We start from the raw sequence: 24672 nt of genomic DNA on the forward strand, positions 1-24672 counted from the left end.
GTAAGCTGTATAAGTAAACAAATTACGATTCCGTAGCTCAGCGGGAGAGCGCTTCGTTGACATCGAAGAGGTCGGTGGTTCAATCCCACTCGGAATCATTAATTGTAAAAATGCTGTATGATGTGCCCGCATCATGCAGTTTTTTTGTATTCAATATTATGAACGATTATGCTTAACTGGATAGAGAAACGGGTATTTGAGAGCAAAAGTGTATACATAAAGGTCGTGATAATTGTGGCTGAGATAATTGCATCACTGCACGGAGCAGGTAAGAAATTTTTCTTTAATCAGGTGCTGACAAATATTAATTTAAAGGTGCAAAGCGGGGAAATACTGGGGCTGATTGGACCGAGCGGTTCGGGGAAGACAACTTGCATCCGCTGCATGCTCGGCATGGAAGATTTAACTGAAGGTGAAGCGTTGGTGCTGAATGAGGAGATGCCAAAGCGGAAAGTGCTGGACAGAATCGGTTATATGGGTCAGTAAACGGCGCTCTACGAAACATTGACTGCCCATGAAAATATGGTATTTTTCGGCCGGCTGAAAAATTTAAAAGGAGAAGAACTGAAAAAAGAAATCGATAAAAACCTGAAACTCGTTGAATTGGAAAATACAGGCGGTAAAACGGTCTCAAAGTTTTCAGGGGGTATGAAAAGGAGATTGTCACTCGCAATCACCCTGCTTGGCAGTCCCGGTTTTATCGTACTGGATGAGCCGACGGTTGGGATTGATCCAAAGCTCAGACTTTCGGTGTGGCAGCAGCTGCGGGAATTCGCCGGCAGCGGTGCGGGAATTATTGTGACGACACATGTGATGAGCGAAGCGGAAAAGTGCGACAGGGTGGCGCTGCTGGTTGAAGGGAAAATTTTTGCACAGGGCACGCCAAAAGAACTGATGACTGAATTTAAGGCGGCTTCAATCGAGGAAGTATTCATCAATATGGAGGTGGATTCATGACGCGTCTCAGTGCAATCATTGTAAAAATAATCAGGGAGCTGCTCCGGGATATCCGTACTCTAGTGCTGATGATGCTGGCGCCGCTCGTTGTGATTACACTGATGTATTTTATATTCGATGTGAATAATGAAGCGGATATACGTCTCGGTGTGCCGGATACGATTGATCAGACCTTTGTTGAAGGACTGCCGGATGATGTGGAAGTGGTGCCGTATGAACTGGCTCCGACCATGAGTACTCTCTTGGATAATGATCAGCTGGATGCTTTTGTAAATATAACGGATGAAAAGATTGATGTGACCTATAAAAATGAAGATCCGTCGAAAACGGGCGCGGTAAAACAGGTCATCCGTGCAGGTCTCGAGGAAATGAAGGATGAACAGCTGAAAGGGATATTAGGGGCGCTGCCTGAAGAGGCTGAATTGCCGGTTATGAGTATGGAAGAAACTTATTTGTACGGCAGCGAAGACAGTACATTCTTTGATAAGATGTTTCCGATTCTAATTGGTTTTTTTGTATTCTTTTTTGTCTTTCTGATTTCCGGCATTGCTCTGCTTCGTGAAAGGACGATGGGAACGATGGAGAGAATGCTTGCGACATCGGTGAGACGGAGTGAAATTATCATCGGATATTTAAGCGGATTCGGGATTTTCGCGATGCTGCAGACGATTATCATCGTCTTATATTCGATTTACCTGCTGGATATGAATATTGCAGGGAACATCGGCTGGGTGCTTGCTATTAATATACTGCTGGCCTTAAGCGCACTCGCTATCGGTATGTTTATTTCGACATTTGCGAATACGGAGTTCCAGATGATGCAGTTTATTCCTCTGATTATCGTGCCGCAGATATTTTTCTCGGGTATTATTCCGCTCGATAATATCGCGGACTGGATCAGTGTAATCGGCTATGCCTTTCCGCTGAGATACGCAGGAGATGCGCTGACGGAAGTGATGATTAAGGGTAATGGATTTATGTATATATGGGAAGACCTGCTCGCTCTGGCAGTATTCATTGCGGTCTTTGTGCTGCTGGATATACTGGGACTGAAGAAATACCGCAGAGTTTAAATCTTTAAAAGGACTGATGGCATGCTAAAGAAACTGAAAAATGTAATGCTGTATGTGGAAGATACTAATAGTGCGCTGGAATTCTGGACACAAAAGATGGACTTTACGGTGAAAGAAGAATTGAGTCTAATGGAAAACTTTAAAGGTTATAAAGTGGCGCCGGACGAAAATTCGGAAACTTCGCTGGTAATATTTCCGATCGCTTTTATCGAAAAATACAGCCCCGAAGTGAGTCTTGAAACGCCGTCGCTGATGTTTGAAGTAGAAAATATTGAAGCAGTATATGAAGACCTGAAGGAAAGAGACGTATATGTCGGAGAACTGGTGGAAATACCGGCCATGAAGACGTTTAATTTTTTTGACGGACAGGATAATTATTTTGCGGTGAGTGAAGCGGTCTAAGGACTGAATATAATAAGTAAACAGCAGGGGTATAATTTTTATGATAAAATTTGCGGAAATTAATGAAGATAATTATGAAAAAGTATTGAAGCTGAAGATTACAGATGAACAGGATAAGAGTAAATTCATTGCGCCGAATGTCCGGTCGATCGCAGATGCGTATCTCTACCGGGAAGCAGGGGATGTGTTCCCGTATGCGGTTGAAGACGGTGAAGCAGTTGTAGGCTTTATACTGCTGGATGAAGATGCAGAAGAGAAAGAACTGATGATCTGGCGGATGATGGTGGATAAAGACTATCAGGGTAAGGGATACGGCAGAGCGATTGTTGAAAAAGTGATGGAGATGTTTGAAAGCGATGACAGGTTTGATGTTCTCATTGCAGATTATGTGAAAGGAAACGAAGTGATGGGAACACTGCTCAGGTCGCTGGGATTTGAAGAGCAGGAGTTTGATGAAGAGAATAATGAGCATGTGATGTGGTATCGGAGCTGAAACTTTACTTTCGACAAGAAAAAGGATGCTGATTAAGCTGAGAGATTGGTCCGTCATTGAAGGCTAATCTCTCATATTATTATTCAACCCTGCGAAAGAATACGGTATGTACCCGCAAAAAGGAACAGTACAAACAGGTAGTGATGCGGATATTACTATTGTCGATATGGATCAAAAGTGGAAGATTGATAAACAAAAGCTGCACAGTAAGAGTAAGGTAACTGCCTATGATGAAAAAGAAATTACGGGTAAACCAGTCGCAACTATTGTAAATGGTGTAACTGTAATGGAGAATGGTGAAATTGTAGAAGAATTGCAAGGGAAACCTGTGTTGGTGAAATAAATGTACGTTGAACCAGACTCTAAAAGGGTCTGGTTTTTTTAATATACTTAATAAAATCATTTTTTGTTGATATATTGGCTATAACTAATTCTAACTTAGTAAATTTTGATTTTCATAATTAAAGGGGACTCAATTATGATAGAAATCAGCAAAATGTCGGGGGAATTTGAAAAACTGGGAATCGAACTCATCACAGGCAAGGACAATATAGAGAGTAAAGTAAGCTATATAACGATTTTAGAGTTGCCGGAGAAAAATTATAATTTTAAACCGCAGGGTTTAGTTTTAAGCACTTTTCAATCATTTAAGAGTTTAAATGATATTTGTGAGCAAATCAGCTGGCTAAAAAAACTTGGTATTCTGGCTATAGGTTTTCATAAGGCACATTACAAAGAAGTACCTAAAGCGGTAATAAAGCATTGTAAGGAATTAAACATGCCCTTATTCAGTATTCCTGTGAATATTCCTTATCATAAAATTCTCGATATTTTTAACCAGCTCGAAAATGAGCAGCTGAACTTGAGGAGCTATGAAATTTATAAATTGAATGACAAAATCTTGGAATCTGTTTTTATGGGAAAGGATTCCGGCTATATTATCAATTTAATAGGTAACTATATTAAGGAAAACATTATTTTGTTGGATCCTTATATGAAGGTGAAAGCAGTCTGGAAAGACCCTGCGCATAGTCAGGAATATATGGATTATTTAACGAGCAGATTAACTTCGAAGTATAAAGAGAAATTGCTCCAGTCACGTTTTTTAAAAAGAGATCTACAGTTAGCTATAGCTGATAAAAACATCACTTTAAATGTTACGCCTATTACTTCGAATATTTCGAAGAAATCATTCATCGGATATCTGATATTTAGTAAAGAAATATTAACGAATCTTTATAACGATGAAGTAATCAAAATGGGCATTAAAGCAATCAGTATGATGGGAAGTAAAAGATCTATCAGTGAGAACCATCTAAAACTTAAAGATATTAAAAAATTTGAAACTTTAATTGAAAATGAAAGTAATAACCTGAAAGAAAATGACTTTTACATACCTGTATCTAAAATAAGTTACTGTATACGAGTACAATTTTTAAATGATGAAGTTCTTAACGAATCCTTTAATACAATTAGTACAGTTTTTATGGAAAAGAGCTCGAACGTCTTAACATGGATTTATAATGATACTCAAATCGCATATTTGGAAGAACAGGACGATGTCAATGAGTTTTTGGAAGTGCTGTCTATGTATAATGCTCATGCAATCGGACTCAGCGCTAAATTAGAAAATATTTCCTTGGCTGACATAAGTAAAATGAATACTCAAGCCAGGACAGCTATGTTATCTGCAAAAGATAATGGTAAATTAATGGCGTCGTGGAATGATATTGGGATAGAAAAAGTGGCATATAATATTGAAGAACTGCCGCTGCTGAAATCATTAGATAACGAACTCTTACTGCCGATTATAGAATATGACCTGAAAAAAGACGGTGATTTATTAAAAACATTAAATAGCTGTTTAACACATTTCTTCAACGTAAAAGCTATAGCAGAAGAATTGTTCATTCACCCAAATACAGTGAGGTATCGTCTCAGACAAATTAATGAATTGTTAAATATGGATATAAATAAAAGTTCAAATTTTGCATTGTTAGTACTGGCTGTAAAGCTTTATGAAAAGAATAATTAATTTCTTTAAAGTCATTTTGTTGATGTTTTACAACAAGATGGCTTATTTTTTGTAGAAAAAATCAATGGATAATAGTCAGTCTATTAGTAATATTTAAAATATAAGAAGAGGAGATGTATTACTATGAGTAAAATTTTATTGGAAAACGGAAATCTAATTGACGGCATTGCAGATGGGGTCGAGGAAAATGTTCACGTATTTATAAATGGAGACAGTATAACTGAAGTAACAAAAAAACTTCCGGATAGTATTGAGGAATACGAAGTAATAGACTGCACGGGACAATACATATTGCCGGGTTTAATTGATTGTCATGTGCATTTAGTATGGGATGGCAGTGCGAATCCACAAGCGATTATTGAGCATGAACCGGATGAAAGCATAATTTTAGACGCATATTCACATGCCATGGACACACTGAGACTAGGTATTACAACCGTTCGTGATTTAGGGGCGCCGCGCGGAACGGTAATGAATCTGAGAAATAAAATCAATGCCAATAAACTTCCCGGACCAACGATAATATGTTCTGGTCCGCCAATTGTTATGACCGGAGGTCATGTTCATTATCTCGGCTATGAGTCCGATGGTGACAGTGAAGTTCGAAAAAACACGAGACGGGTTTTAAAAGAAGGGGCGGATTTAGTGAAAGTAATGGCGACCGGAGGTATATACACTGAAGGGGAAGAGCCGGGGTCGGTACAGTTGAATCTTGATGAACTCAGTGCAGCTAAAGAAGAAGCACTTAAAAAAAATAAAAAAGTATCAGCTCATGCAGATGGTATTGAAGGAATTATGAATTGTTTGGAAGTCGGTATTGATACGATAGAACATGGTATTTATGCGAATCGAAATGCTCTCGAAATCATGAAAAATCAGGGGACATATCTTGTTCCTACGATGAAAGTTATGAGACAGCTGACGAGCAGTCCTGATATTCCAGACTGGGCACTGGAAAAAGCACAGCAGGTCATTGAGCCTCATTTTGAAATGCTGAAACAAGCAGTGGATATAGGCGTGAAGATTGCTACAGGTACAGATTGCGGAGGACCGATGACTCCACCACATTATTATTTTGATGAAATGCTAATTATGGAGGAAGCGGGACTAAGTCCTATGGATGTCATTAAAGCATCTACAAGTATTGCCGCAGATTGCATTGATGCGAATCACCTTGGAGCAATTGAAAATGGCAGGAAAGCGGACTTAATTATAGTCGATGAGAACCCGCTTGAAAATCTAGAAATTTTAAAAGAAGATAAACTGATTATCAAGCATGGAACAGTTGTAAAGTAAAAATTTAAAAGGGGATGGTGTAATGAATATATATTTAATTGCAGTCATTGTTTATTTATTAATAATGGCGGGTTTGGGTGTTTACTTTGCTAAAAATTCTATTCATGATAGTGATGACTTTATGGTAGCAGGCAGGAGCCTGCCATTATTTGTAGTAATCGGTACATTATTAGCAACCTTTGTCGGATCAGGGACTGTTGTCGGCGGTGCAAGCTTTATTTATCAGTATGGTCCATTTGCCGCGATATTTAATTTATCAGGGGGAATCGTGGGTGCTGTAATTCTTTATTTCATCGCCGACAAGGTACGTAACCACGAAATGTATACAGTACCGCAACTTATGGAGAAAAGATTCGGACGTGTGACCAGATTTATAGCTTCTATTATAATATTATTTGCATTTATAGGAATAACAGCATATCAATTTACCGGCGGTGCCTATGTACTTCAACTTACAACAGGTATGTCATTAGAGTGGGGAGCCATCGTTATCTGCTTGCTGGTGATATTTCTTACCATGAGCGGCGGGTTATTTTCAGTGGCCTATTCTGATGCATTGAGTGCCGTACTGATTATTCTCGGATTTATAATCGGTGTACCTTTTGCACTTAATTCAGCAGGTGGTTTTGAAGGGCTCTCATTATCGTTGCCCGAGCACACAAAAACTTGGAACGGGGGACTATCATTTATACAGCTGTTAGGATTTTTCCTGCCACTATTTTTATTAGTGCTGGGAGATCAAAATATGTATCAAAGATTTTCCGCTTCTAAAAATGCTAAGGTAGCTAAAAATTCTGTGCTTGGTTTTATTGCTGGTAATTTCTTGGTGGTAGGTTTAACAATTATACTTGCGACAACTGCCATTGTACTCTTCCCGGAGATTGCTCCGGATGCAGCAATTTTAACTTTGGCTGTTGAGGGGTTACCGATGTTCATAGGGATATTAATATTGTGCTCAGCAGTTGCATTCATTATCACGACTGCGACATCGTATCTGCTTTCAGCATCAGGAAATATTGTATATGACTTCTTCTATTTTATACGCGGAGATAAAGAACCTTTAACAAAAGTACAGACACTTTGGTTCAGCCGGATAACAGTCGTAATCATTGGCCTTTTAGCTTACGTTTTAGGCAGATTCTTCCCGACGGTCTTAGAAATTCAAATGTATTCATACACTATGTACGGAGCATCAATTACACCGGCGATTTTAGCAGCTCTAATGTGGAAAAAAGCGACGACAGCTGGTGTGTTAACATCTATGCTGCTTGGCGGCGGTTCGACACTTATTTGGGAGATGGCTTTGAATCGTCCAAATGATTGGAATAGTGTCATCGTTGCATTACCATTATCAGTCGCTGCATTGATTATCGTAAGTTTGTTAACTCAAAAACAAAATAGAGAAGTACAGACCGCGGAATAGTTTTATAAGTTCGGAGGTACGGTAAATGAATGGTGTAATTAGAAATGTAAATATTTTATATGGGACAAATTTAGATTTGATTGAAGAACATGAGGTATGGTTTCAGAATGGAAAGATTACCAACATCACTCCAAACAGCAAGCACAAAGCAAATGTTGTAATAGACGGTAATAAGGGATATTTAATACCCGGTTTAATAGATTTACATGTACACATGATGTGGGATGGCTCAGAAGATCCGGTCAGTATGACTGAACAAGAAGGTTATGAACAGATGATGATTCGGGCAGTTGCTAATGGTCATCATTATTTAGAACATGGTATTACTACTGTAAGAGATATAGGATCTATAGACGATATTTCTATTCATATAGCCAAAGCGATAAGAAGGGGAATCGTAAAAGGACCTGAAGTCATTACAAGCGGGAAAACATTAACGATGACCGGTGGGCACGATCCATTCTGGGCTAGTTTTGTAGATGGTGAAGAGCAAGCTTTAAAAGGAGTGCGTGAACAAATCTATAAAGGAGCAACAGTAATTAAAGTCAGTGCCTCAGGCGGTGTCTATGGCCGAAGTGAAGGGGAATCGGCCGGACAATCAGAACTGAGTCTGCAGGAACTGACTGTAATTTGTAATGAAGCACATAAATTTGGTTTAACTGTTGCTTCACATGCCATTGGCAGGGAAAGTATTAAGAACTCTATACTTGCAGGTGTAGATACAATCGAACATGGACATTATATGGATGATGAACTCATGAATTTAATGGAAGAACACAAAGTTGCCTGGAATCCGACCTTGTATGTATATCGGCAAGTTGCGCAACACCAAGGTGTTCCAGAATATGCGAGAGCAAAAGCGCGGGAAATTGTAAAAATTCATGATCCTGCTCCAATTAAAATATTATAAACGCAATATTTTAATTGGAGCAGGATCTGACGCGGGCTCACCGGGTGTAAGTCATGATGCGTTGAAAGATGAAATGTATGCCTTGAATGAGACGATTCAAGATAATAAGGAAACTTTAAAAACAGCAACAGTCACAGCAGGAGAGATTTTAAAAAGAAAAATAGGAATGATTTCAGAAGGATACGAAGCGGATTTTGTCATACTTCAGGAAAATCCGTTAGGTAGCTTAAAAAATCTAGATTCTGTCAGAGAAGTTATTGCAAAGGGAGAATCCGTCTACGTTAAAAAATAGTGTACTAAAGGAGATTTAATAATGGACTATAAAACAAGAATAGCTAATCTTAGAAAAATCATGCAGAAGAAGTCGCTGGATGCAGTATTAATTTCAAACTTTGAAAATCAATATTATTTCAGTGGATTGAAAGCGATTACGTATTCGAGACCAATTCTGCTCCTTGTGACGAAAGATGAAATGAGCATTGTGCTGCCTACACTTGAAGAAAATCATGCGAAACATAAAACGGATGCAGATTATTTGTACGTCTACCATGAAGTCGAAGAAAAAGACGGTGAACATTCATATCATGCACAAGTGGAGACACTGTTAAAAACAATCAATAAAGGATCACACGTTGGTATCGAATATAATTCACTGCCGACACAAATTACGCTGATGTTAAAAGAAACAGGACTGGATTATATCAATATAGAAAAAGAAATTGTGCAGATGCGTGCAGTGAAGAGTGAAGAAGAAATTAAGATGATTAAAGAATCGGGAAAACTCGTCAGTCATGCTTTAAAAAAATCCGTAGAAAATGTGAAAAGCGGAATGAGCGAACTTGAGATGGATTACTTCGGAAATGAATACTTATTTAAAGAAGTATCGAAAACATATCCGGATTCGACCTTTGATTATTTTGTCATGTCGCCTTCGGGGCTGGAAAGAACGAATACGCCGCATGTATTTTCAAATTCAAGAAAGGTAGAAGATCAAGATATTATTATCCATAGCAGACAGGTTGGACTTAATGGATATCGAGCAGAATGTGAAAGAACAATGTTTATAGGAGAACCGACGGAAAAACAGCGGGAAGTCTTTAATGTCATGGTGGAAGCACAAAAGGCAGCTTTAGATTTTATAAAGGTCGGGGTAACAGCCAAAGAAGTAAACCAGCGGGCACTGGATGTGATCGAGGAAGCGGGACTGCAGGAATATGTAGTACACCGTACAGGTCATGGAATTGGAATTGGAGTGCATGAAGAGCCGAGTTTGAGATTCGATAATGACTTGAAACTTGAAGCGGGGATGGTATTTTGTATTGAACCGGGAATTTATATTCCCGAAGTAGGAGGTTTTAGACATTCGGATACGGTGGTGTTGGAAGACGACGGCACGGTATTGATTACGGAGTATCCGAGAGATATTGAGAGTTTGATAGTTAGGTAAGTTTTGGAAAATCTCGAGAAGATAAACTTCTCGAGATTTTCCTCATTATTTTAGGTAATCGATCTGTAATGATGATAGTTATAAATAAAATATTATAAAATTGAAGATGCTTTCAATAAATTATAGAAATAACTAGGTTTATCCTATCTACCTCTTAGTCTTTCTTTCTCTGTTTACCTTCCATATAATAAAAGTAATATCAACAGATCAAGAGGGATGTTATGGAGTCAAGAAAAGCAAACTTATTAAACGCTTATGAACGTGGTTTTATTGACCGCTTTACAACGAAAACTTCTCATTATCCACCAGAATTAATTATAAATTCTAAGAAAGAGAATGTATTGTCACCTATGCTCGATGCATTGGAATCTTGTGAGTCCTTCGTGATATCAGTGGCTTTCATTACTGAAGGTGGAATCGCATCTCTTAAAACGGTGGTATATGAGCTTAACAAACGTGGTATACGTGGAAAGATTATCACATCTACATATTTAAATTTTAATAAACCAAAAGTTTTCAAAGAGCTACTGAAGATACCAAATTTAGATGTACATATTACTGATCAATCAGGCTTCCATGCCAAAGGTTACGTATTCGATAAAAAAGATTATTCTATTATGTTCATTGGTAGTTCTAATTTGACTGATGCCGCGTTAAAGAAGAACTATGAATATAATTTAAAATTGACTTCGCTAGATAATGGTGAGGTTATTCAGTATTTTAAATCACAGTTTGATGATTTATGGATTAATTCAACATTATTAACACAACAATGGATTAGAAAATATGATGAAATATATGCAGATACTAAACATGATGATAAGGTACTACAGCTAATAGAAACGAAAAAGCCTTATCGTTATGACAATATCGATCCTAAAGAAATAACACCAAATTTAATGCAGGAGGAAGCATTAGATTCCTTGAAAAATCTACGTTTAACTGGTGAACGAAAAGGATTGGTTGTTTCAGCGACTGGTACTGGTAAGACTTATTTATCTGCATTTGATGTAAAGAATGTAAATCCAGAACGCGTATTGTTTATAGCACATAGAGAGCAAATTTTATTGAAATCATTGAATGATTATAGAGATTTGCTTGGAGGAGATCCAAGTGATTACGGCATTTATAGCGGCTCTAAAAAAGATATTAATGCTAAGTATATGTTTGCGACGGTTCAAACATTTTCAAAAGAGAGTCATTTAGAACAATTTCCTAAAGATGCTTTTGATTATATTATAATAGATGAAGCCCACCGAAGCAGTGCTAGTTCATATACTAAGATTATTAATTATTTTGAACCTGAGTTTTTATTAGGGATGACAGCGACTCCTGAACGTACAGATAATAATGAAATCTTTGGTTTATTTGATTTCAATATTGCTTATGAGATACGCCTACAAAAAGCATTAGAAGCAGAAATTTTATCTCCATTTCATTACTTTGGTGTGACGGATTATGTTGTAAACGGGGAGATTATTAACGACACGAGTTCTTTGAGCGATTTACTAGATCAAGATAGAATTCAACATATTATTGATAAATTATATTATTACTCTCACGCAGGCGAAGAAGTACGTGGTTTAATGTTTGTTTCTAATAGAGAGGAAGCATATAGACTCTCCGAACTACTGAATCAAAGAAATTATAAAACAAAAGCACTGACAGGGATGAATTCTCAAGAAGAACGTCAGGAAGCGGTTAAATTACTCGAAAGTAATAAGTTAGACTATCTAATTACTGTAGATATTTTTAATGAAGGTGTGGATATACCTTCAATAAACCAAGTTGTAATGTTAAGACAAACAGAATCGAGTATTATTTTTGTCCAACAATTAGGTCGGGGTCTAAGGAAACATGAGGATAAAGAATTTCTTACAGTGATTGATTTTATCGGTAACTATAAAAATAACTATTTAATTCCTGTGGCTTTAACTGGAGATAAATCTTTTAATAAAGATAAATTACGTAAAGATGTAGTTGATAGAAGTTTAATTACTGGTGAATCAACGATTAACTTTGAGAGAATTGCACAGGATAGAATTTTTAAATCTATTTCAAAAGCTACTTTGGATTCAATGGCGAACTTAAAAAGAATGTATCACTATACAAAAAATAAGCTAGGGCATATTCCGACTTTAGTCGACCTGCAAATAGATCAAGATTCGATGAATCCAATGTTAGTTTTAAATAAGTTTGATCACTATATTGAATTTTTATCTAAGATAAAAGAAGAAACAGAGCCGTTAACGAATGGGCAAGATCGTATCCTAACTTTCTTATCTAAGGAAATAGTTGACGGGAAGCGTGTGACCGAAGTGTTGTTACTTCAGCAACTTTTCAAAGGACCTGTAAATAAAGCAGAATTCCAGTGGGATATGAATGAGAAAAAATATTATATGTCTGATGAAACGATGAAATCAATCATAAGAATGTTTACCTTAGAATTTTATACAATGCAGAAAACTGAGAAATATAAATATCCTCTTATAGAAATTAGAGGTGAAAATATTTATCTGACGAAAGAGTTTAGGACTTCACTGAAAGATGAATATTTTAAAAAACAGGTAGAAGATTTAATTGACCTAGCTTTATTAAACGCTAAAGAATATGATCAATCTACTCAATTAACAATTAATGAGAAGTACAGTAGGGCAGATGTATGTAGACTGTTGAATTGGGAGAAGGATGAGGCTAGCACGATCTATGGATATAAAAATAAACATAATACAACGCCAATATTTGTGAATTATAATAAAAGTGATGATATTGATGAATCAGTCCGTTATGATGACCGATTTTTAGACTCGCATGTCTTCCAATGGTATACGAGAAAAGGAACGGATTTAAACTCGAAGATTAATAGAGAAGTTATTGAAGACTACAAAAATGACGACACAGTTATACATCTGTTTGTTAAACGAGACGACGATGAAGGTGTCTATCATTATTATATGGGGGAAGTCGGTATCGATTTAAAATCTATAGAAAATGCATCGATTGGGCTGATGGACAACAAGCACAAAGTAGCGAAGATGAATTTTATTTTAGAACATCCTGTTGATTATAATATGTATCGATTTATAGATGGAGAGCAATAAACTGTGAGAACTATGTATTCTTACAGTTTATTTGTTATTTAATTTCAAAGAATTTTATATCAAATTGATTATTATCTACAATATAGATTAGAATTAGCATATTAAATATTTCTTGAGTTAATATTTTAACTTGATATTGGAGGATTAAATTGAAAAATAATGATTTTCAATTTGCGAAAATTGAATATATTGAAAATACTACGTTTGATGGTTCTTTAGACTCGTTCTACGAAAAAGGGATAGAAGGAACTATAAGAGAGAACATTCAAAATTCCATTGACGCAAAACTAGATAATGAGGAAAAAGTAAAGATAGAAATTGTTTTGGGGAAAATAGGGAAATCCGATTTGCCTGGAATTGATGAAGTATTTAAACATATAGATTCCATGGAAGGAAAGAATGAATATACAGTTGAAAAAATTCAGTATATGCAGAGTAAAAAAGAAGAAAATTCAATTAATGTCCTGACTATAGAAGACCTAAATACAAAAGGACTATCAGGAGCGAAGAATGGACAATCTGGTCGTTCCGAAGATACATTTGGTTCGTACGCTTATAGGAAAGGTTTCCATAATAGAAATGAAAATGAAGAAGCAGAAATATCGCGTGGAGGTTCGCATGGTATTGGTAAAATTTCTAATAATGCTGTTTCTGATATAAATTTAATGTATTTTGCAAATTGTGATGGGATAGGTGAAAAACATGTTGGAGGAAGTATTCATTTAATCGAACATAGATATGAAGATCAGTATTACAGATCAACAGGATATTTTTCCAGAAAAAACTATGAAGATAACCGATTATATCCTTTTGAAAATCTGGGATATAGTAAGATTTTCAATAAAGATAACAGAGGACTTAAAATAATAATTCCATATTTACGTGAAGAATTTACAGATTTTAAAAAGATAGTTCAAGCTGTTTGTGATAATTTTTTCGTGGCTATTCTTAATGAAAAGGTTGAAGTTGAAATAATCGATAAAACTCAAAATACAGATATGGTTATTAATAAGGAAAGTTTAGTAGAAATTATAAATGATAAAAAATATTATGAGAATAATAAACCTAATATAAAGAAAGTGTTCACGCCTTTGTATGTACAGACACTTCAAGAGATTGGAACACCGGAGAAGTTAATAGTAGAATCATTAAACGAGACTTATGAGTTTGATTTATATTTTAAATATGATGAAGAATTACCAGTTGGTCGAGTTGGGATCGTACGATCAATGGGGATGAAAATAGTTGATTATAAGGTTGAAAGATATATAAGAAGACCATATAATGCTGTTCTCATTGGTGGACCTAAGGAAGATGGCTTTCTTAAAAGTATGGAAAATGAATCTCACACTCAAATATCGTCTGACAATATTAAAGACTCTAATAGCAAGAAAAACGCGAAAAAATTCCTACGTAATTTAACCACTCAAATGCAGAAGATTATAGATGAGTCTATCAATAGAAATAGTGTAAGCAGTGGTGAACTTGACACAAGCCATATACTTTCAGAGCTTGATTCAACATTTAGTAAGAATTTATCTAGATCATCAGAGAAAGTACAAATTGATTCTAAGACTGAGCTACTAAAGAAAAAACCTAAAGAGAGAAGAAAGTCTAGAAAAGGAGTTGTAGATCCTCAGCCAGGGAAGAAAAAACAAAAAAGAATACCACGGAAACTCAAACCTGGTACTGAAGAACAACAAGGTTACGAGGCATTAATTTTACCAAATTCTTCAGTTGAAAGAATCTCCTTGAATGATAAAGAAATCATTAAATTTGATTTTAATAATATAGAGGAATCGAAAAATTGGAAGGAATGTGATATTACATTTGTTGTAGTAGATGGAATGGGGCAAGAACATCAAAATGAAGCGCGGTTAACTGATAATTACATGTTAATAAAAGATGCTGCAAGTAATGATACTTACACATTCAATGATTATAAAATAAACAATGTAAAAATTAAAAATAATACATCCATAATAAACTTAATAAAACATAGTTCTATAAAAGATACTTTAAAATATTTATATAAAATAGAGGTGAGAATTAATGATTTATAAGAAAGGAGCATCATTTCCTCACCCCGTTTATTATGAGAATACATCGAGTTACCAAGAGGGTTTTTTTGAATTCGATGTACTCAATTTGAGTGAAGACAAAAATTATTATATTTTCACATTTGAATACGAAATACAGTCAAAATTTATTATGGACTTACTGAGAAATGAACAAGCGTATTTAAATATAATCATTCAGTCTAATGACAATTTTTTCTCAAGAATTAACTATAATGAAACAATGATAAAAATTCCTAAAAACCGTTTAAGTTTAAATAAAAAAACAGAAGTCCAGTTGCAAATACAAAGTAAACAAGAAGTATATTTTTCAGAGACCCAAGAATTAACTACTTTTTATAATGAATTCAAAAAAGATATAGTAGTTCCTAAGAATTCGTTATTAGGGTTTTCAAATACAGTAAGATATGATGGAAAAGGCAATAAACCATTACTTCTTTTTGAATATGAAACTGATCCTGAATTGAAAAGTGAATTTAAAGTTGATTTAAGACCAGAGACTATTGTATTGGTTTTTAAAGATGAAAAATATCGGATGAAAGAATTTAACAAAAACCTTTCAAATATGTATGTCTATGCTGGTCTAAGTCAATCACTGATACAGTTTATTAATAATTACGGAAAAGATGAAGAGTACGTTGATTTGGAAAGTTTATCTTCATCAAACTTAGATGTACTAGATCAAAAGCTATTTGAATTACTAGAAAGTAAGAACGTGGATCATATTAGTTTAGAAGAAATTGATGAAATAATTTATAAAATTACGGACAATATAGTCGGGAAATATGTTGAAGCAGTTAGAGAGGTAAATAATTATGAATATTAGGTTACTAGCTGATGGTTATATGAAAAGTAATCATTTATTCGAAGATTTTAAAAATAACAATATTAATCTAGAAGAGCCTTATTTTTCAGACGAGTATGTATCATTAGCGAAGGTTCCAGATTTTCCTATATATATGGGAAAAGGTAAAGAAAGATACAAAAAAGAAGAGTTTATAAAAGCGGTTAAAGTGATTAGAACACATTATATTGAGACACCGAGAGATATACATCTTAATGGAAAATTTTGGCACTCTCTATTGATTACTTCTAAGAGAGATTATTTAATAGAGAAATATCCACAAATTGAAAGTGAAAAAGAATTTTACAATATTATTCTTAAGAAGTTCGATTGGGAAAATTACATTTATAAGTGTGTATTAGCTGCAGAATATATCGCCGATGCAGAATTATCTAGTACTAACGAAGAAGAAAAGTACATAAACTTAATTTATGATAATTTAGATGTTTTTAATTATATCATCAAGTATGAAATTTTTCGAAATGCTAAGTTTCTAATAAACTTGCTGGATATAATTGAAGAAGAAAATTATAGTTCTATATTCAAAAAAAGAATTAGGGACAGATCAGATCTGGGGAGTGATGAAAGATACGGTCGTAGGGTAATATTTGAGTTAAATAAGAATTATCCTGTAATTTTATCCCCTTTTATGGAAAAAGATGATCTTAAAGAACAAGTGAAATTGGCTTTATCTCTTTATTATAATGAAGAATAAAGAATGCCTCAGAATAATCTGAGGCATTTTCTATATCTTCTGTATTAATATATCAGCAAGGAATTGCGATACTTCATCTGATCTTTTATCGATCATTGATTTGGTAAAGTAGTGTTGTTTACTTTTCAAATTTGGAGTACTGATACTTTTATTAATCTGATTGATTAACTTGGTATCTTTCCCATCGATAACGCTTGTTGTAAGAGTCATACCTAATTTTTTAGTTAGCAAGAAATCAATTTCTTTATAATGTGAAATCTTTTCATCAAATGGTTTATTACTTAAAGAAGAGTTATCTGTAGTATAAATCAAGGATAAGTTTCCAATTCGATTAAGGTATTGATCAAATTCTTCTTTATCTTTGAATCCCATAGCGGAATAATCATAGACAGTCAGTTTTTTAGACATGATATGTTCAATAGAAAACCTCTTTCCTGTCTGTGAGGTGATTGCATCTACTCTGTTACAATAATAACCTTCCAAAAATCTATACATTGTAGTCGCTTTTTTGCTTACTGTGCCATTCTTGTTTTCTAATCTTCTTGTGGGTAACGAATCTTTAATATCTACGGCATATTTAGCTGTTTCTTTATTAATGAATGCTACAAGTTTATCGATATCCTGATTACTCTTATATTGTTGAATCATTTTAGGTATAAAAGATTCAATTTGATTAGCCTGGGTAAAGCTGAATAAAATGGAAGCTACATATCGATTAGTAGCATCGAGAACTTTCTTTTTATCTTCATCATCAACGAAATAAAAAGGCATTAGCATAGCTTTAGACTGTTCATTCCCTAAAATTTCGTAAAATATCGTCATTTCTTTATGGCTGTCTCTCAAGTAACTTCCATACTCTTTCATAGAAAGTCTTGAATAAACTTCCGATACCCTGCTTACATTTTTAGCGAAATCAATTAGTTCTTTTGAAGAAAGATTATCATGTTGATCTTTAAAGTATTCAAAAAGATCATTTTTACGAATATTTTCACCTTCAAAAGCTAAAATATAACTGCTTAAGAAACTTGAAGAAGACAGTTTACTTCTTCTTTTATCTTTAATCATTGGATATTCAAGATTATCACTGAATTTACTCCAATGTCGAAGGAATTCTTTCTTTTGTGTATTATCTGGATCGTTTTTAGTAATTATCTTAAGAAACATATTTTTGATCAGATCCAACGGTTCCAATGATCTACCTCTATCGTTTAAAACCTCAAATAATTGAAAAGCCTTACTTTCATTTGGAGCAGTAGTCATGATTAAAAAGACATTTTCTGTTAGATAATTTATAAAGCGAATCATTTTTTCTTCAGTCATATTTTCACTGTCGAAAAAATTCACTACATATTCGTAAATTGATTGGATGTTTTTATCGGTTTCTTTATCTGGTACATGATCAACATCTAAATCGTCTTCCATTAATCTTCTATAAAAATCTCCGAATGAAAGAGAAGAATCATGTCTGATTTTTAACCCTTTGTAATCTCCTAAATCACTTGTCAGACTAAAGCCCTTAGATAAGTTTGTACTGTAGCTTCTCCAGCGATCCTGATACTTAGCTGATAAATCGTTGGCTTTATTGCTGGCATAGGCTTGTAAAGCTTTAAAAATTATAGTTAATGTAGTCAGCCGTTGTTGTCCATCAATAACTTCAAAATCTTTCCCTTGTCCGATTAGAACAATATTTCCGAGCAGGTAACCCGACAGTTCATCAGTCTCCTGTTCAAAGTTACGCGAATCTTCATCAAAGTCATTAATGAGATCTTTAATTTCGTTTTCTGTCCATACAAAATCTCGTTGAAAATCAGGAATTCTGAATACAATATTTCCACTTAGTAGTAATTCTGACACTGATTTGTTTAGAGATGATATTTTAGCATTTTCCATCATAACGCCTCCAAGTTCATATATACCAATATATCGAAAGATACACTACATTTAAAGATCTGTATCATTATATTCTATAACCAAGTAAATATTTTCACCTACAGAAGATAACTTTAAACTTTCTGTCCCAAACTTGTAAAATTTAAGTAGTTATAATAGTAACTTATAGAATGAAATTCATACTGAGAGTTTATTATTAAAGAATAGAGAAAATAATGAAATATTCTTACTTAATGTTATAACTTTTTAGAAATATGAAATATAATATTATTAGTAATAATTTTTCTAATATGAGTATATATTCTGAATAAGGTAATAAAAGCCAGAACTAATGAAGCTAGCATTTATAGCGAAGTCAGAACAAATAGTACAAATGATAACTTTAATTGAGTTCACGATTTTATTAATGCATATAATATTATTTATAATAATGGACATCTCAAAATTTAAGGATATAGTGATCTGGATTTATTTAATATTAAAATTTATTAAGGAGCTGATTTCAGAATGTCGATCAACATAAACCGTATTAAAGAAAACCTTGAATACGTTGGCAATACTTTCAACAGCGGTTCAGAGGGGTATAACCGTCTGGCATTTTCAAAAGAAGAGAAAGATGCGATTAACTGGCTGGAAGGGGAACTGAAGAAAAACGGTATCAGTGTCAGACGGGATTCAATCGGCAATTTATTTGCGCGTATTGGTCCTGAAGATAAACCGGTATATGCTTTTGGTTCCCATCTTGATACTGTTAAGAACGGCGGGCTCTATGACGGTGCCTTAGGTGTAATGGCCGCGCTTGAATGCCTGCTTCAGCTTAAAGGACAAAATTCTCAACACACAGCTTATGAACTCGTCTGTCTTGTCGGCGAGGAAGGTAATCCGTTAGGGGGGACTTTCGGCAGCCGTGTCATTACGGGGCAGGTAAATAGTGATGATCTCGACGATGATATTTTAAAAGCTGCACATCTGACCAAAGAACAGATTAAAGATGCTTCTAATACAATTCAGGATTATGCTGGTTTTATCGAGCTGCATATTGAACAGGGTACAGTGCTTGAGAATAATGGCAACAAGACTGGCACTGTAACCAATATCGCGGGTATTGTCAGAAATCATATTACTGTACTTGGTGAAGCGGGTCATTCAGGCACCATGCCGATGGAATACCGGAAAGATGCGCTGGTAATGGCGAGTGAGATTGTGCAGTACATCAACAGCGAGGTCCGAAAACTGGATGACGGCACTGTCGCGACTGTCGGGCAGCTTGAAGTCAGACCCAACGCCGCGACGATTATTCCCGGCGAGGTGGAAATGACATTTGAGGTGCGTTCAGGAAACAAGGGAAGACTGGAGACATTTCCGGAAGAGGTTCTGAGCTGGATTAAAGAAAATTATGACGTGAAAATCAAACCGGGAGTAACGAAACCGACTAATGCTATGTCTGATAAAATTATTGAAACAATCGAGCAGGCGGGTGCAAAACTGGATCTGCCGACGATGCGTATGCTGAGCGGGGCGAATCATGACACGAATACACTGGCTCCTTTCATGGATACCGGTATGATTTTTGTGCCGAGTATCGACGGTATCAGTCATAATCCTGCCGAAAAGTCGGATTGGAAAGACATCGAAAACGCTGTGAATATCATGCTGGAAACTTTGAAATCATTAGATAAATAAACTATCCCCTGAAGTATTTAAGCAGCTTCAGGGGTTCATTTGTTTGAAAGGCTTATATTTATATATTAATAAGTCGTGGTATCATCAGAGTAGACATATTTAAGCTAATGGAGACAGTCATATGAACAAAACGTATAACAGAGGATTTATAAACGATTTAAACACACAGAATATATCCGCGGGGATTATAACGGGGACTCTCGGTATTGTCGGCGCTCCGATTATCGTCATTGAAGCGGCGGCAGCGGGCGGGTTTACTCACATCGAGACTATCTCATGGTTTTACGCTGTACAGTTTTTCGGCGCTTTATTCGGTCTGATTATGGCATTTTATTACCGGATGCCGATTGTCGGCGCCCATTCTATTACAGGGGCCGCATTTTTAGTCACAGTCACTCCGCATTTTACATATTCAGAACTGGTCGGCGGTTTTATCATCACCGGGATTATTATTATGCTGTTTGGTATCTCAGGCATATTTAAAAAAGTGATGAGCTGGATTCCAAGGGAGATTATTTCCGCCATGCTGGCAGGTATTATAACGAGCTACGTTGTCGGATTAATCCCAGCGGCCGAGGAGCTGCCGATCGTTGGAATCAGTGCCATCACCGTCTTTTTTATTTTAACGAAATGGAATTTAAGAATCCCGCCGATGCTCGGCTCGGTGCTGACCAGCATCATCGTCTTCTTTTTGATTTATGACTTTGATATGTCTGCACTTGGGACGGAAGTAGTCCTGCCGATTGTGCATGCCCCGGACTTTTCACTCGCCGGTGCAATCTCGATTTCAATTCCTCTTGCTCTGATGATTTTAAGCAACGATGCCACACCGGCTGTCGGGGCGCTGGAACGGAGCGGTTACAAAGTGCCGACGAATAATATCTTAACTGTGAGCGGTATTTTATCGATATTCACCAGTTTCTTCGGCGGCCAGTCTGCAAACGTTGCGGGAATGATGACGACAATTGCTTCCGATGAAGAGTCAGGCGATACAGATAAACGTTATGTGGCTTCTGTGATTTCGAGTATTATTATGCTGATCTTCGGACTGTTCGCGTGGGCGCTTGTGCCGCTGATGTTTGAGTTGCCTGAGGCGCTGATGGCCATGCTTGCAGGTTTTGTTTTAATCGGTGTATTTGCTTCAACGATGAGAACAAGCTTTGGAAATTCGAAATACCAAATGGCAGTTATTTTCACCTATATTATTTCTGTATCGGGAATTTCAATATTTTATGTCAGTGCACCGGTATGGGCGCTGTTAATCGGGACGATACTGGCGAAAGTCGTAAGAAAATAAAAAGCTGCCAGAACTGTGTGAACGGTTCCGGTATATTTATTATGATTGAACTTTTAATCTGTACCAGGAAGTATCAGAACCTCTTTAATAAGAATATGCCGAAAAGACTGGAATTTTTTTATGAATTATACTATAGTAAAATGTATTGGAAACATATGCCGACATAGTTTAATGGCAGAACACAGCCATGGTAAGGCTGCAATGCGAGTTCGATTCTCGCTGTCGGCTTATTTTAAAGGAGAATGCTCAACATGATTGTTATAAGTGCAGTGCTCCTGATCGTTTTAATTTATGCGATTGTGAATGCAGTCCAGTTTTTTAAAAGCACTGATCTCACTAAAGCTGTCAGAGATAAGATGCTGGCGAGAGCTTTTAAAGGAGCTTTTCTTACAGTCACAGGCGGCTGGTTTTTCTTTGAATTATTCATGATTATGAGAATAGAACCTTCATTTGAAGTCTATCGCATAGTAATGTTAATCATTGTAATTATCTCACTCATCGTATTCGGACTGAATTTAAAAGTGCAGAATCAGCGTCCTGAGTAAGCAATCTTTTATGTTAATGTATAATCGTGATAAGGTTAAAAATTTAAATGAAAGATTGAAGGTCAATATATGAAGAACTTAATTATTAGAGTAATTAAGGAAACGATGAAAGATCCTGTTAAAAGAGAAAAAGTATTAAATTATGTTAAGCCGATTATTTCCAACTATACAAATAAGAATAATAAGAAGAAATAGAGAAAAATCCGGTCCTCAAAGAGGTCCGGATTTTTGGTTATTTATCAATATCTATATTCTTTACTTCTCTGACATTAGCATCTTCATTTTTCACTTCACTCACTCTGATATCATCATGTTTCACTGTACCCGACACATGTTCCATCTTCTCAACGATTTCTTTTGTAATTACAATTTCTTCAGTGACAACGTGTTCTTTAATGACTCTGATTCGTTCTTTCGTCACCGGAATTCTGATAATGCCGAGATCGTCATCGCCGTCTTCTGTATTATTATAGGTTTCAAACAGCGGTTCGCCTTCGACTGGACGGCGTTCCACAGTGACATTATCCATATTCACCGGCACATCAAATTCTTCAACCTTCGAATCCGTATATTTTTCAACGACGACTTCTCCTGTTTGAACTTTTTCTTTACTTACAGCAAGCCTTTCTTCGCGAAGCTCCATCGTTTCTTCATTTTGCAGTGTTTCAAGACCGGATTCATCAATATATAAAAGAAGTTCTCCATTATTCAGAGCGTTCGTATAGTTATCGCGTTCTGCATTCGTCATCGTCAGGCGCTGGCTGCCGTCGAGCTGTGCGAGCAGTTCTTCGATACTTTCGGCACCGGTCATCCGTTCGTTTACATCCGGATAATCCGTCAGAAAATCTCCATAGCCGCGAGTGGATACGACCGTCAGTTTATGTTCAGGTATTCCCGTCCCTGTATAATGTTCCAGTCTTTCATGTAAATGTGCTTCGTTCGCAATCAGTTCAATTTGCCCCATAATACCGGACCTCCATCGTTTTAGTAATTATTTCTTTATTCCCCGTATAGACTAAGTGCAAACCGTCAGTAAGTTGTGATATTCTTTATTTAAACACGGGCAAAGGGGATGACCAGATGTTTAAAGATGAAATCCAGGCGCTGATTGAACGTCAGCCGACAAAAGATATTTCTTATAAGATTGAATTTGATAATCAGGTGTATGTACATAGGGAACATGCAGTGTATCCTTCAGCCAGCACGATAAAAGTGCCGATCGCGCTGATTAATCTGCAGCAGCATTTTCATAATTACGAAGACATTTCGCTTACAGTGGGTAAGAAAGTCGGAGGCTGCGGCGTGCTTCATACGCTCGAGAGCGTTAAGCGCCTGACTTTATGGGATACGATTGTGCTTGCGATTATTATTTCTGATAATACCGCATCAAACATGCTCATCGATAATATCGGCATCGACCGGATTAACGAAGGGTTTACGGCACTCGGTCTCCACGACACGACGCTCGCGCGCAATTACTATGATACGACGGGTATTAATGAAGGAAAGCGCAACGCAACATCAGCCGCTGATATGTTTACGTCCATGGAGTACGTAATTCAGGAAAACGATGTGCTGTCGGAAGACATCAGACAGAACTTCTTTGATGTCATGAAAAAACAGCAGATTAACGACAGAACCGGCGGATTTTTTAATATCGATGAAGACCATGAGGCGGAGTTTATCGCCTCGAAAACAGGATCGGTGACAGCGCTCGAGCATGAATTCGGCATGATTCAGCTGAACGGCAAACAGCTGATATTCTCTATTTTCTCAGACAACTGGCCGACAAATCAGGAAGGCAAATATTTCCTGAATGAAATGGGTAAAATATTTAAGAAGTATATGAGTTAAATTTTAAAAACCAGGGAGGCACTTATGACAGAACTCACTTTGCAGGAAGCAATTTTTACAGTCAGCAATCTCCGTAATCAGCTTAATAAGGAATATGCGAAATTCGATACTGAATATCGCGTGCCGGTTGCCGTAAATAACGAAAGTATCGTGAATGACGGCAAGGCAGCGGATGTAAAAGATTCTCTTAAAAAGATTGAACAGCTGAAACACGATATTATTACGCTGAAAGCTGCTGTTCATCATAAGAATACAACAGGGAAGCTTACGATTGATGGTGCTGAATATACGGCATCCGAAGTGCTGGAATCACTGAAACTGGAACGGGATATCGTCAATAATCTGCAGAATAATACGGCTTTCGGCTACCATCGTGAGCGTATTAAAACTGTAGCTGGTGTGGGTATTGTTGAAGAAGGTATCATTAGTGAAAAAGAAGTACTCGAATATATTGAGGCGCTTGAAGTGAAGGTAAACCGCAAATCCATGCTGATCGATAAGTTCAACAGTACGGAAACAATTGAAGTAAAACTCAAAACGATATAAAAATTTTCGGCAGAAATCAGGTTCCTTTCTTATATGATAATTTGATGGATTACAATTTACGGTTTATTTATCTGATTACGATT

General features: G+C 36.1%; 22 protein-coding genes, 2 tRNA genes and 1 pseudogene. 23 read left to right on the plus strand and 2 right to left on the minus strand.

Features of this window, described 5'->3' with window-relative positions:
- The first annotated feature begins 26 nt into the window (after window positions 1-26).
- The 16 genes and pseudogenes from IR135_RS09225 to IR135_RS09295 all read left to right on the plus strand — a co-directional run bounded on the left by IR135_RS09225 (window position 27) and on the right by IR135_RS09295 (window position 16774).
- A tRNA-Val gene (locus IR135_RS09225) sits at window positions 27-98 on the plus strand.
- A 136-nt stretch (window positions 99-234) separates the two neighbouring features.
- Window positions 235-957 (plus strand): annotated as a pseudogene (locus IR135_RS09230) (ABC transporter ATP-binding protein).
- Window positions 954-2030 (plus strand): ABC transporter permease, encoded by a 1077-nt coding sequence (locus IR135_RS09235; RefSeq protein WP_135098818.1) that lies wholly within the window; start codon window positions 954-956, stop codon window positions 2028-2030. Before IR135_RS09230 ends, IR135_RS09235 begins: the two are co-directional and overlap by 4 nt.
- Before the next feature lie 21 nt (window positions 2031-2051).
- Window positions 2052-2432 carry a VOC family protein gene (locus IR135_RS09240; protein ID WP_135098820.1) on the plus strand — a complete coding sequence of 127 codons (381 nt, stop codon included), beginning with the start codon at window positions 2052-2054 and terminating at the stop codon, window positions 2430-2432.
- A gap of 40 nt (window positions 2433-2472) precedes the next feature.
- Complete coding sequence (locus IR135_RS09245; RefSeq protein WP_135098822.1) at window positions 2473-2925, plus strand: GNAT family N-acetyltransferase; 453 nt, start codon at window positions 2473-2475, stop codon at window positions 2923-2925.
- A 73-nt stretch (window positions 2926-2998) separates the two neighbouring features.
- The gene (locus tag IR135_RS09250) at window positions 2999-3268 is read left to right on the plus strand and encodes an amidohydrolase family protein (protein WP_318272341.1); all 270 of its coding nucleotides are present in this window, start codon (window positions 2999-3001) and stop codon (window positions 3266-3268) included.
- A 135-nt stretch (window positions 3269-3403) separates the two neighbouring features.
- Entirely contained in the window at window positions 3404-4960 is a 1557-nt protein-coding gene (locus tag IR135_RS09255) for a helix-turn-helix domain-containing protein (RefSeq protein ID WP_135098826.1), read from the plus strand.
- A gap of 123 nt (window positions 4961-5083) precedes the next feature.
- Complete coding sequence (locus tag IR135_RS09260; protein ID WP_135098829.1) at window positions 5084-6256, plus strand: metal-dependent hydrolase family protein; 1173 nt, start codon at window positions 5084-5086, stop codon at window positions 6254-6256.
- A 22-nt stretch (window positions 6257-6278) separates the two neighbouring features.
- A complete protein-coding gene (locus IR135_RS09265; RefSeq protein WP_135098831.1) occupies window positions 6279-7679 on the plus strand; it encodes a sodium:solute symporter family protein in 1401 nt (466 codons plus the stop codon).
- 25 nt (window positions 7680-7704) lie between these two features.
- Complete coding sequence (locus IR135_RS09270) at window positions 7705-8589, plus strand: metal-dependent hydrolase family protein (protein WP_265588375.1); 885 nt, start codon at window positions 7705-7707, stop codon at window positions 8587-8589.
- A complete protein-coding gene (locus IR135_RS11680) occupies window positions 8561-8881 on the plus strand; it encodes an amidohydrolase family protein (RefSeq protein WP_265588376.1) in 321 nt (106 codons plus the stop codon). The genes IR135_RS09270 and IR135_RS11680 overlap by 29 nt, the downstream gene beginning before the upstream one ends.
- A gap of 21 nt (window positions 8882-8902) precedes the next feature.
- The gene (locus IR135_RS09275) at window positions 8903-10036 is read left to right on the plus strand and encodes a M24 family metallopeptidase (protein WP_135098833.1); all 1134 of its coding nucleotides are present in this window, start codon (window positions 8903-8905) and stop codon (window positions 10034-10036) included.
- A gap of 221 nt (window positions 10037-10257) precedes the next feature.
- Entirely contained in the window at window positions 10258-13137 is a 2880-nt protein-coding gene (locus IR135_RS09280; RefSeq protein WP_135098835.1) for a DUF3427 domain-containing protein, read from the plus strand.
- 149 nt (window positions 13138-13286) lie between these two features.
- Window positions 13287-15200 (plus strand): hypothetical protein, encoded by a 1914-nt coding sequence (locus IR135_RS09285; protein ID WP_135098837.1) that lies wholly within the window; start codon window positions 13287-13289, stop codon window positions 15198-15200.
- Window positions 15190-16041: a hypothetical protein gene (locus IR135_RS09290; RefSeq protein WP_135098839.1), complete on the plus strand. Its 852-nt coding sequence runs from the start codon at window positions 15190-15192 to the stop codon at window positions 16039-16041. The genes IR135_RS09285 and IR135_RS09290 overlap by 11 nt, the downstream gene beginning before the upstream one ends.
- Window positions 16031-16774 (plus strand): hypothetical protein, encoded by a 744-nt coding sequence (locus IR135_RS09295; RefSeq protein WP_135098841.1) that lies wholly within the window; start codon window positions 16031-16033, stop codon window positions 16772-16774. The genes IR135_RS09290 and IR135_RS09295 overlap by 11 nt, the downstream gene beginning before the upstream one ends.
- 30 nt (window positions 16775-16804) lie before the next feature.
- Here the strand turns inward: IR135_RS09295 and IR135_RS09300 are convergent, their stop codons facing one another.
- Window positions 16805-18664 carry a DUF262 domain-containing protein gene (locus IR135_RS09300; protein ID WP_167753404.1) on the minus strand — a complete coding sequence of 620 codons (1860 nt, stop codon included), beginning with the start codon at window positions 18662-18664 and terminating at the stop codon, window positions 16805-16807.
- Between the two features lie 507 nt (window positions 18665-19171).
- Here IR135_RS09300 and IR135_RS09305 point away from each other — a divergent pair.
- The 5 genes from IR135_RS09305 to IR135_RS11685 all read left to right on the plus strand — a co-directional run bounded on the left by IR135_RS09305 (window position 19172) and on the right by IR135_RS11685 (window position 22384).
- Complete coding sequence (locus IR135_RS09305) at window positions 19172-20347, plus strand: M20 family metallo-hydrolase (RefSeq protein ID WP_135098845.1); 1176 nt, start codon at window positions 19172-19174, stop codon at window positions 20345-20347.
- A gap of 121 nt (window positions 20348-20468) precedes the next feature.
- The gene (locus IR135_RS09310) at window positions 20469-21644 is read left to right on the plus strand and encodes a benzoate/H(+) symporter BenE family transporter (RefSeq protein WP_135098847.1); all 1176 of its coding nucleotides are present in this window, start codon (window positions 20469-20471) and stop codon (window positions 21642-21644) included.
- 157 nt (window positions 21645-21801) lie between these two features.
- Window positions 21802-21872 (plus strand) — tRNA-Thr (locus IR135_RS09315).
- A gap of 23 nt (window positions 21873-21895) precedes the next feature.
- Entirely contained in the window at window positions 21896-22189 is a 294-nt protein-coding gene (locus tag IR135_RS09320) for a hypothetical protein (RefSeq protein ID WP_135098849.1), read from the plus strand.
- 69 nt (window positions 22190-22258) lie between these two features.
- On the plus strand, window positions 22259-22384 hold the full coding sequence (locus tag IR135_RS11685) for a hypothetical protein (RefSeq protein WP_265588377.1): 126 nt from the start codon (window positions 22259-22261) through the stop codon (window positions 22382-22384).
- 37 nt (window positions 22385-22421) lie between these two features.
- On the opposite strand, the gene IR135_RS09325 is transcribed toward IR135_RS11685, so the two are convergent.
- On the minus strand, window positions 22422-23153 hold the full coding sequence (locus tag IR135_RS09325; RefSeq protein WP_135098851.1) for a YsnF/AvaK domain-containing protein: 732 nt from the start codon (window positions 23151-23153) through the stop codon (window positions 22422-22424).
- A 116-nt stretch (window positions 23154-23269) separates the two neighbouring features.
- On the opposite strand from IR135_RS09325, the gene IR135_RS09330 reads away from it, so the two are divergent.
- Together IR135_RS09330 and IR135_RS09335 are read left to right on the plus strand one after the other, a co-directional pair.
- A complete protein-coding gene (locus IR135_RS09330) occupies window positions 23270-24043 on the plus strand; it encodes a serine hydrolase (protein WP_135098853.1) in 774 nt (257 codons plus the stop codon).
- Between the two features lie 24 nt (window positions 24044-24067).
- On the plus strand, window positions 24068-24589 hold the full coding sequence (locus tag IR135_RS09335) for a hypothetical protein (RefSeq protein ID WP_135098855.1): 522 nt from the start codon (window positions 24068-24070) through the stop codon (window positions 24587-24589).
- The last annotated feature ends 83 nt before the right edge of the window (window positions 24590-24672 follow it).

It is taken from the genome of Jeotgalicoccus nanhaiensis (genome assembly GCF_015235105.1).
In the GTDB taxonomy this organism is placed as follows: Bacteria; Bacillota; Bacilli; order Staphylococcales; family Salinicoccaceae; genus Jeotgalicoccus; species Jeotgalicoccus nanhaiensis.

What these genes read in the sequence shown, in the direction of transcription:
- IR135_RS09235 (WP_135098818.1), top strand. Translation starts at nt 954, where the DNA reads ATGACGCGTCTCAGTGCAATCATTGTAAAAATAATCAGGGAGCTGCTC.
- IR135_RS09240 (WP_135098820.1), top strand. Translation starts at nt 2,052, where the DNA reads ATGCTAAAGAAACTGAAAAATGTAATGCTGTATGTGGAAGATACTAAT.
- IR135_RS09245 (WP_135098822.1), top strand. Translation starts at nt 2,473, where the DNA reads ATGATAAAATTTGCGGAAATTAATGAAGATAATTATGAAAAAGTATTG.
- IR135_RS09255 (WP_135098826.1), top strand. Translation starts at nt 3,404, where the DNA reads ATGATAGAAATCAGCAAAATGTCGGGGGAATTTGAAAAACTGGGAATC.
- IR135_RS09260 (WP_135098829.1), top strand. Translation starts at nt 5,084, where the DNA reads ATGAGTAAAATTTTATTGGAAAACGGAAATCTAATTGACGGCATTGCA.
- IR135_RS09265 (WP_135098831.1), top strand. Translation starts at nt 6,279, where the DNA reads ATGAATATATATTTAATTGCAGTCATTGTTTATTTATTAATAATGGCG.
- IR135_RS09270 (WP_265588375.1), top strand. Translation starts at nt 7,705, where the DNA reads ATGAATGGTGTAATTAGAAATGTAAATATTTTATATGGGACAAATTTA.
- IR135_RS11680 (WP_265588376.1), top strand. Translation starts at nt 8,561, where the DNA reads ATGATCCTGCTCCAATTAAAATATTATAAACGCAATATTTTAATTGGA.
- IR135_RS09275 (WP_135098833.1), top strand. Translation starts at nt 8,903, where the DNA reads ATGGACTATAAAACAAGAATAGCTAATCTTAGAAAAATCATGCAGAAG.
- IR135_RS09280 (WP_135098835.1), top strand. Translation starts at nt 10,258, where the DNA reads ATGGAGTCAAGAAAAGCAAACTTATTAAACGCTTATGAACGTGGTTTT.
- IR135_RS09290 (WP_135098839.1), top strand. Translation starts at nt 15,190, where the DNA reads ATGATTTATAAGAAAGGAGCATCATTTCCTCACCCCGTTTATTATGAG.
- IR135_RS09295 (WP_135098841.1), top strand. Translation starts at nt 16,031, where the DNA reads ATGAATATTAGGTTACTAGCTGATGGTTATATGAAAAGTAATCATTTA.
- IR135_RS09300 (WP_167753404.1), bottom strand. Translation starts at nt 18,664, where the DNA reads ATGGAAAATGCTAAAATATCATCTCTAAACAAATCAGTGTCAGAATTA.
- IR135_RS09305 (WP_135098845.1), top strand. Translation starts at nt 19,172, where the DNA reads ATGTCGATCAACATAAACCGTATTAAAGAAAACCTTGAATACGTTGGC.
- IR135_RS09310 (WP_135098847.1), top strand. Translation starts at nt 20,469, where the DNA reads ATGAACAAAACGTATAACAGAGGATTTATAAACGATTTAAACACACAG.
- IR135_RS09320 (WP_135098849.1), top strand. Translation starts at nt 21,896, where the DNA reads ATGATTGTTATAAGTGCAGTGCTCCTGATCGTTTTAATTTATGCGATT.
- IR135_RS11685 (WP_265588377.1), top strand. Translation starts at nt 22,259, where the DNA reads ATGAAGAACTTAATTATTAGAGTAATTAAGGAAACGATGAAAGATCCT.
- IR135_RS09325 (WP_135098851.1), bottom strand. Translation starts at nt 23,153, where the DNA reads ATGGGGCAAATTGAACTGATTGCGAACGAAGCACATTTACATGAAAGA.
- IR135_RS09330 (WP_135098853.1), top strand. Translation starts at nt 23,270, where the DNA reads ATGTTTAAAGATGAAATCCAGGCGCTGATTGAACGTCAGCCGACAAAA.
- IR135_RS09335 (WP_135098855.1), top strand. Translation starts at nt 24,068, where the DNA reads ATGACAGAACTCACTTTGCAGGAAGCAATTTTTACAGTCAGCAATCTC.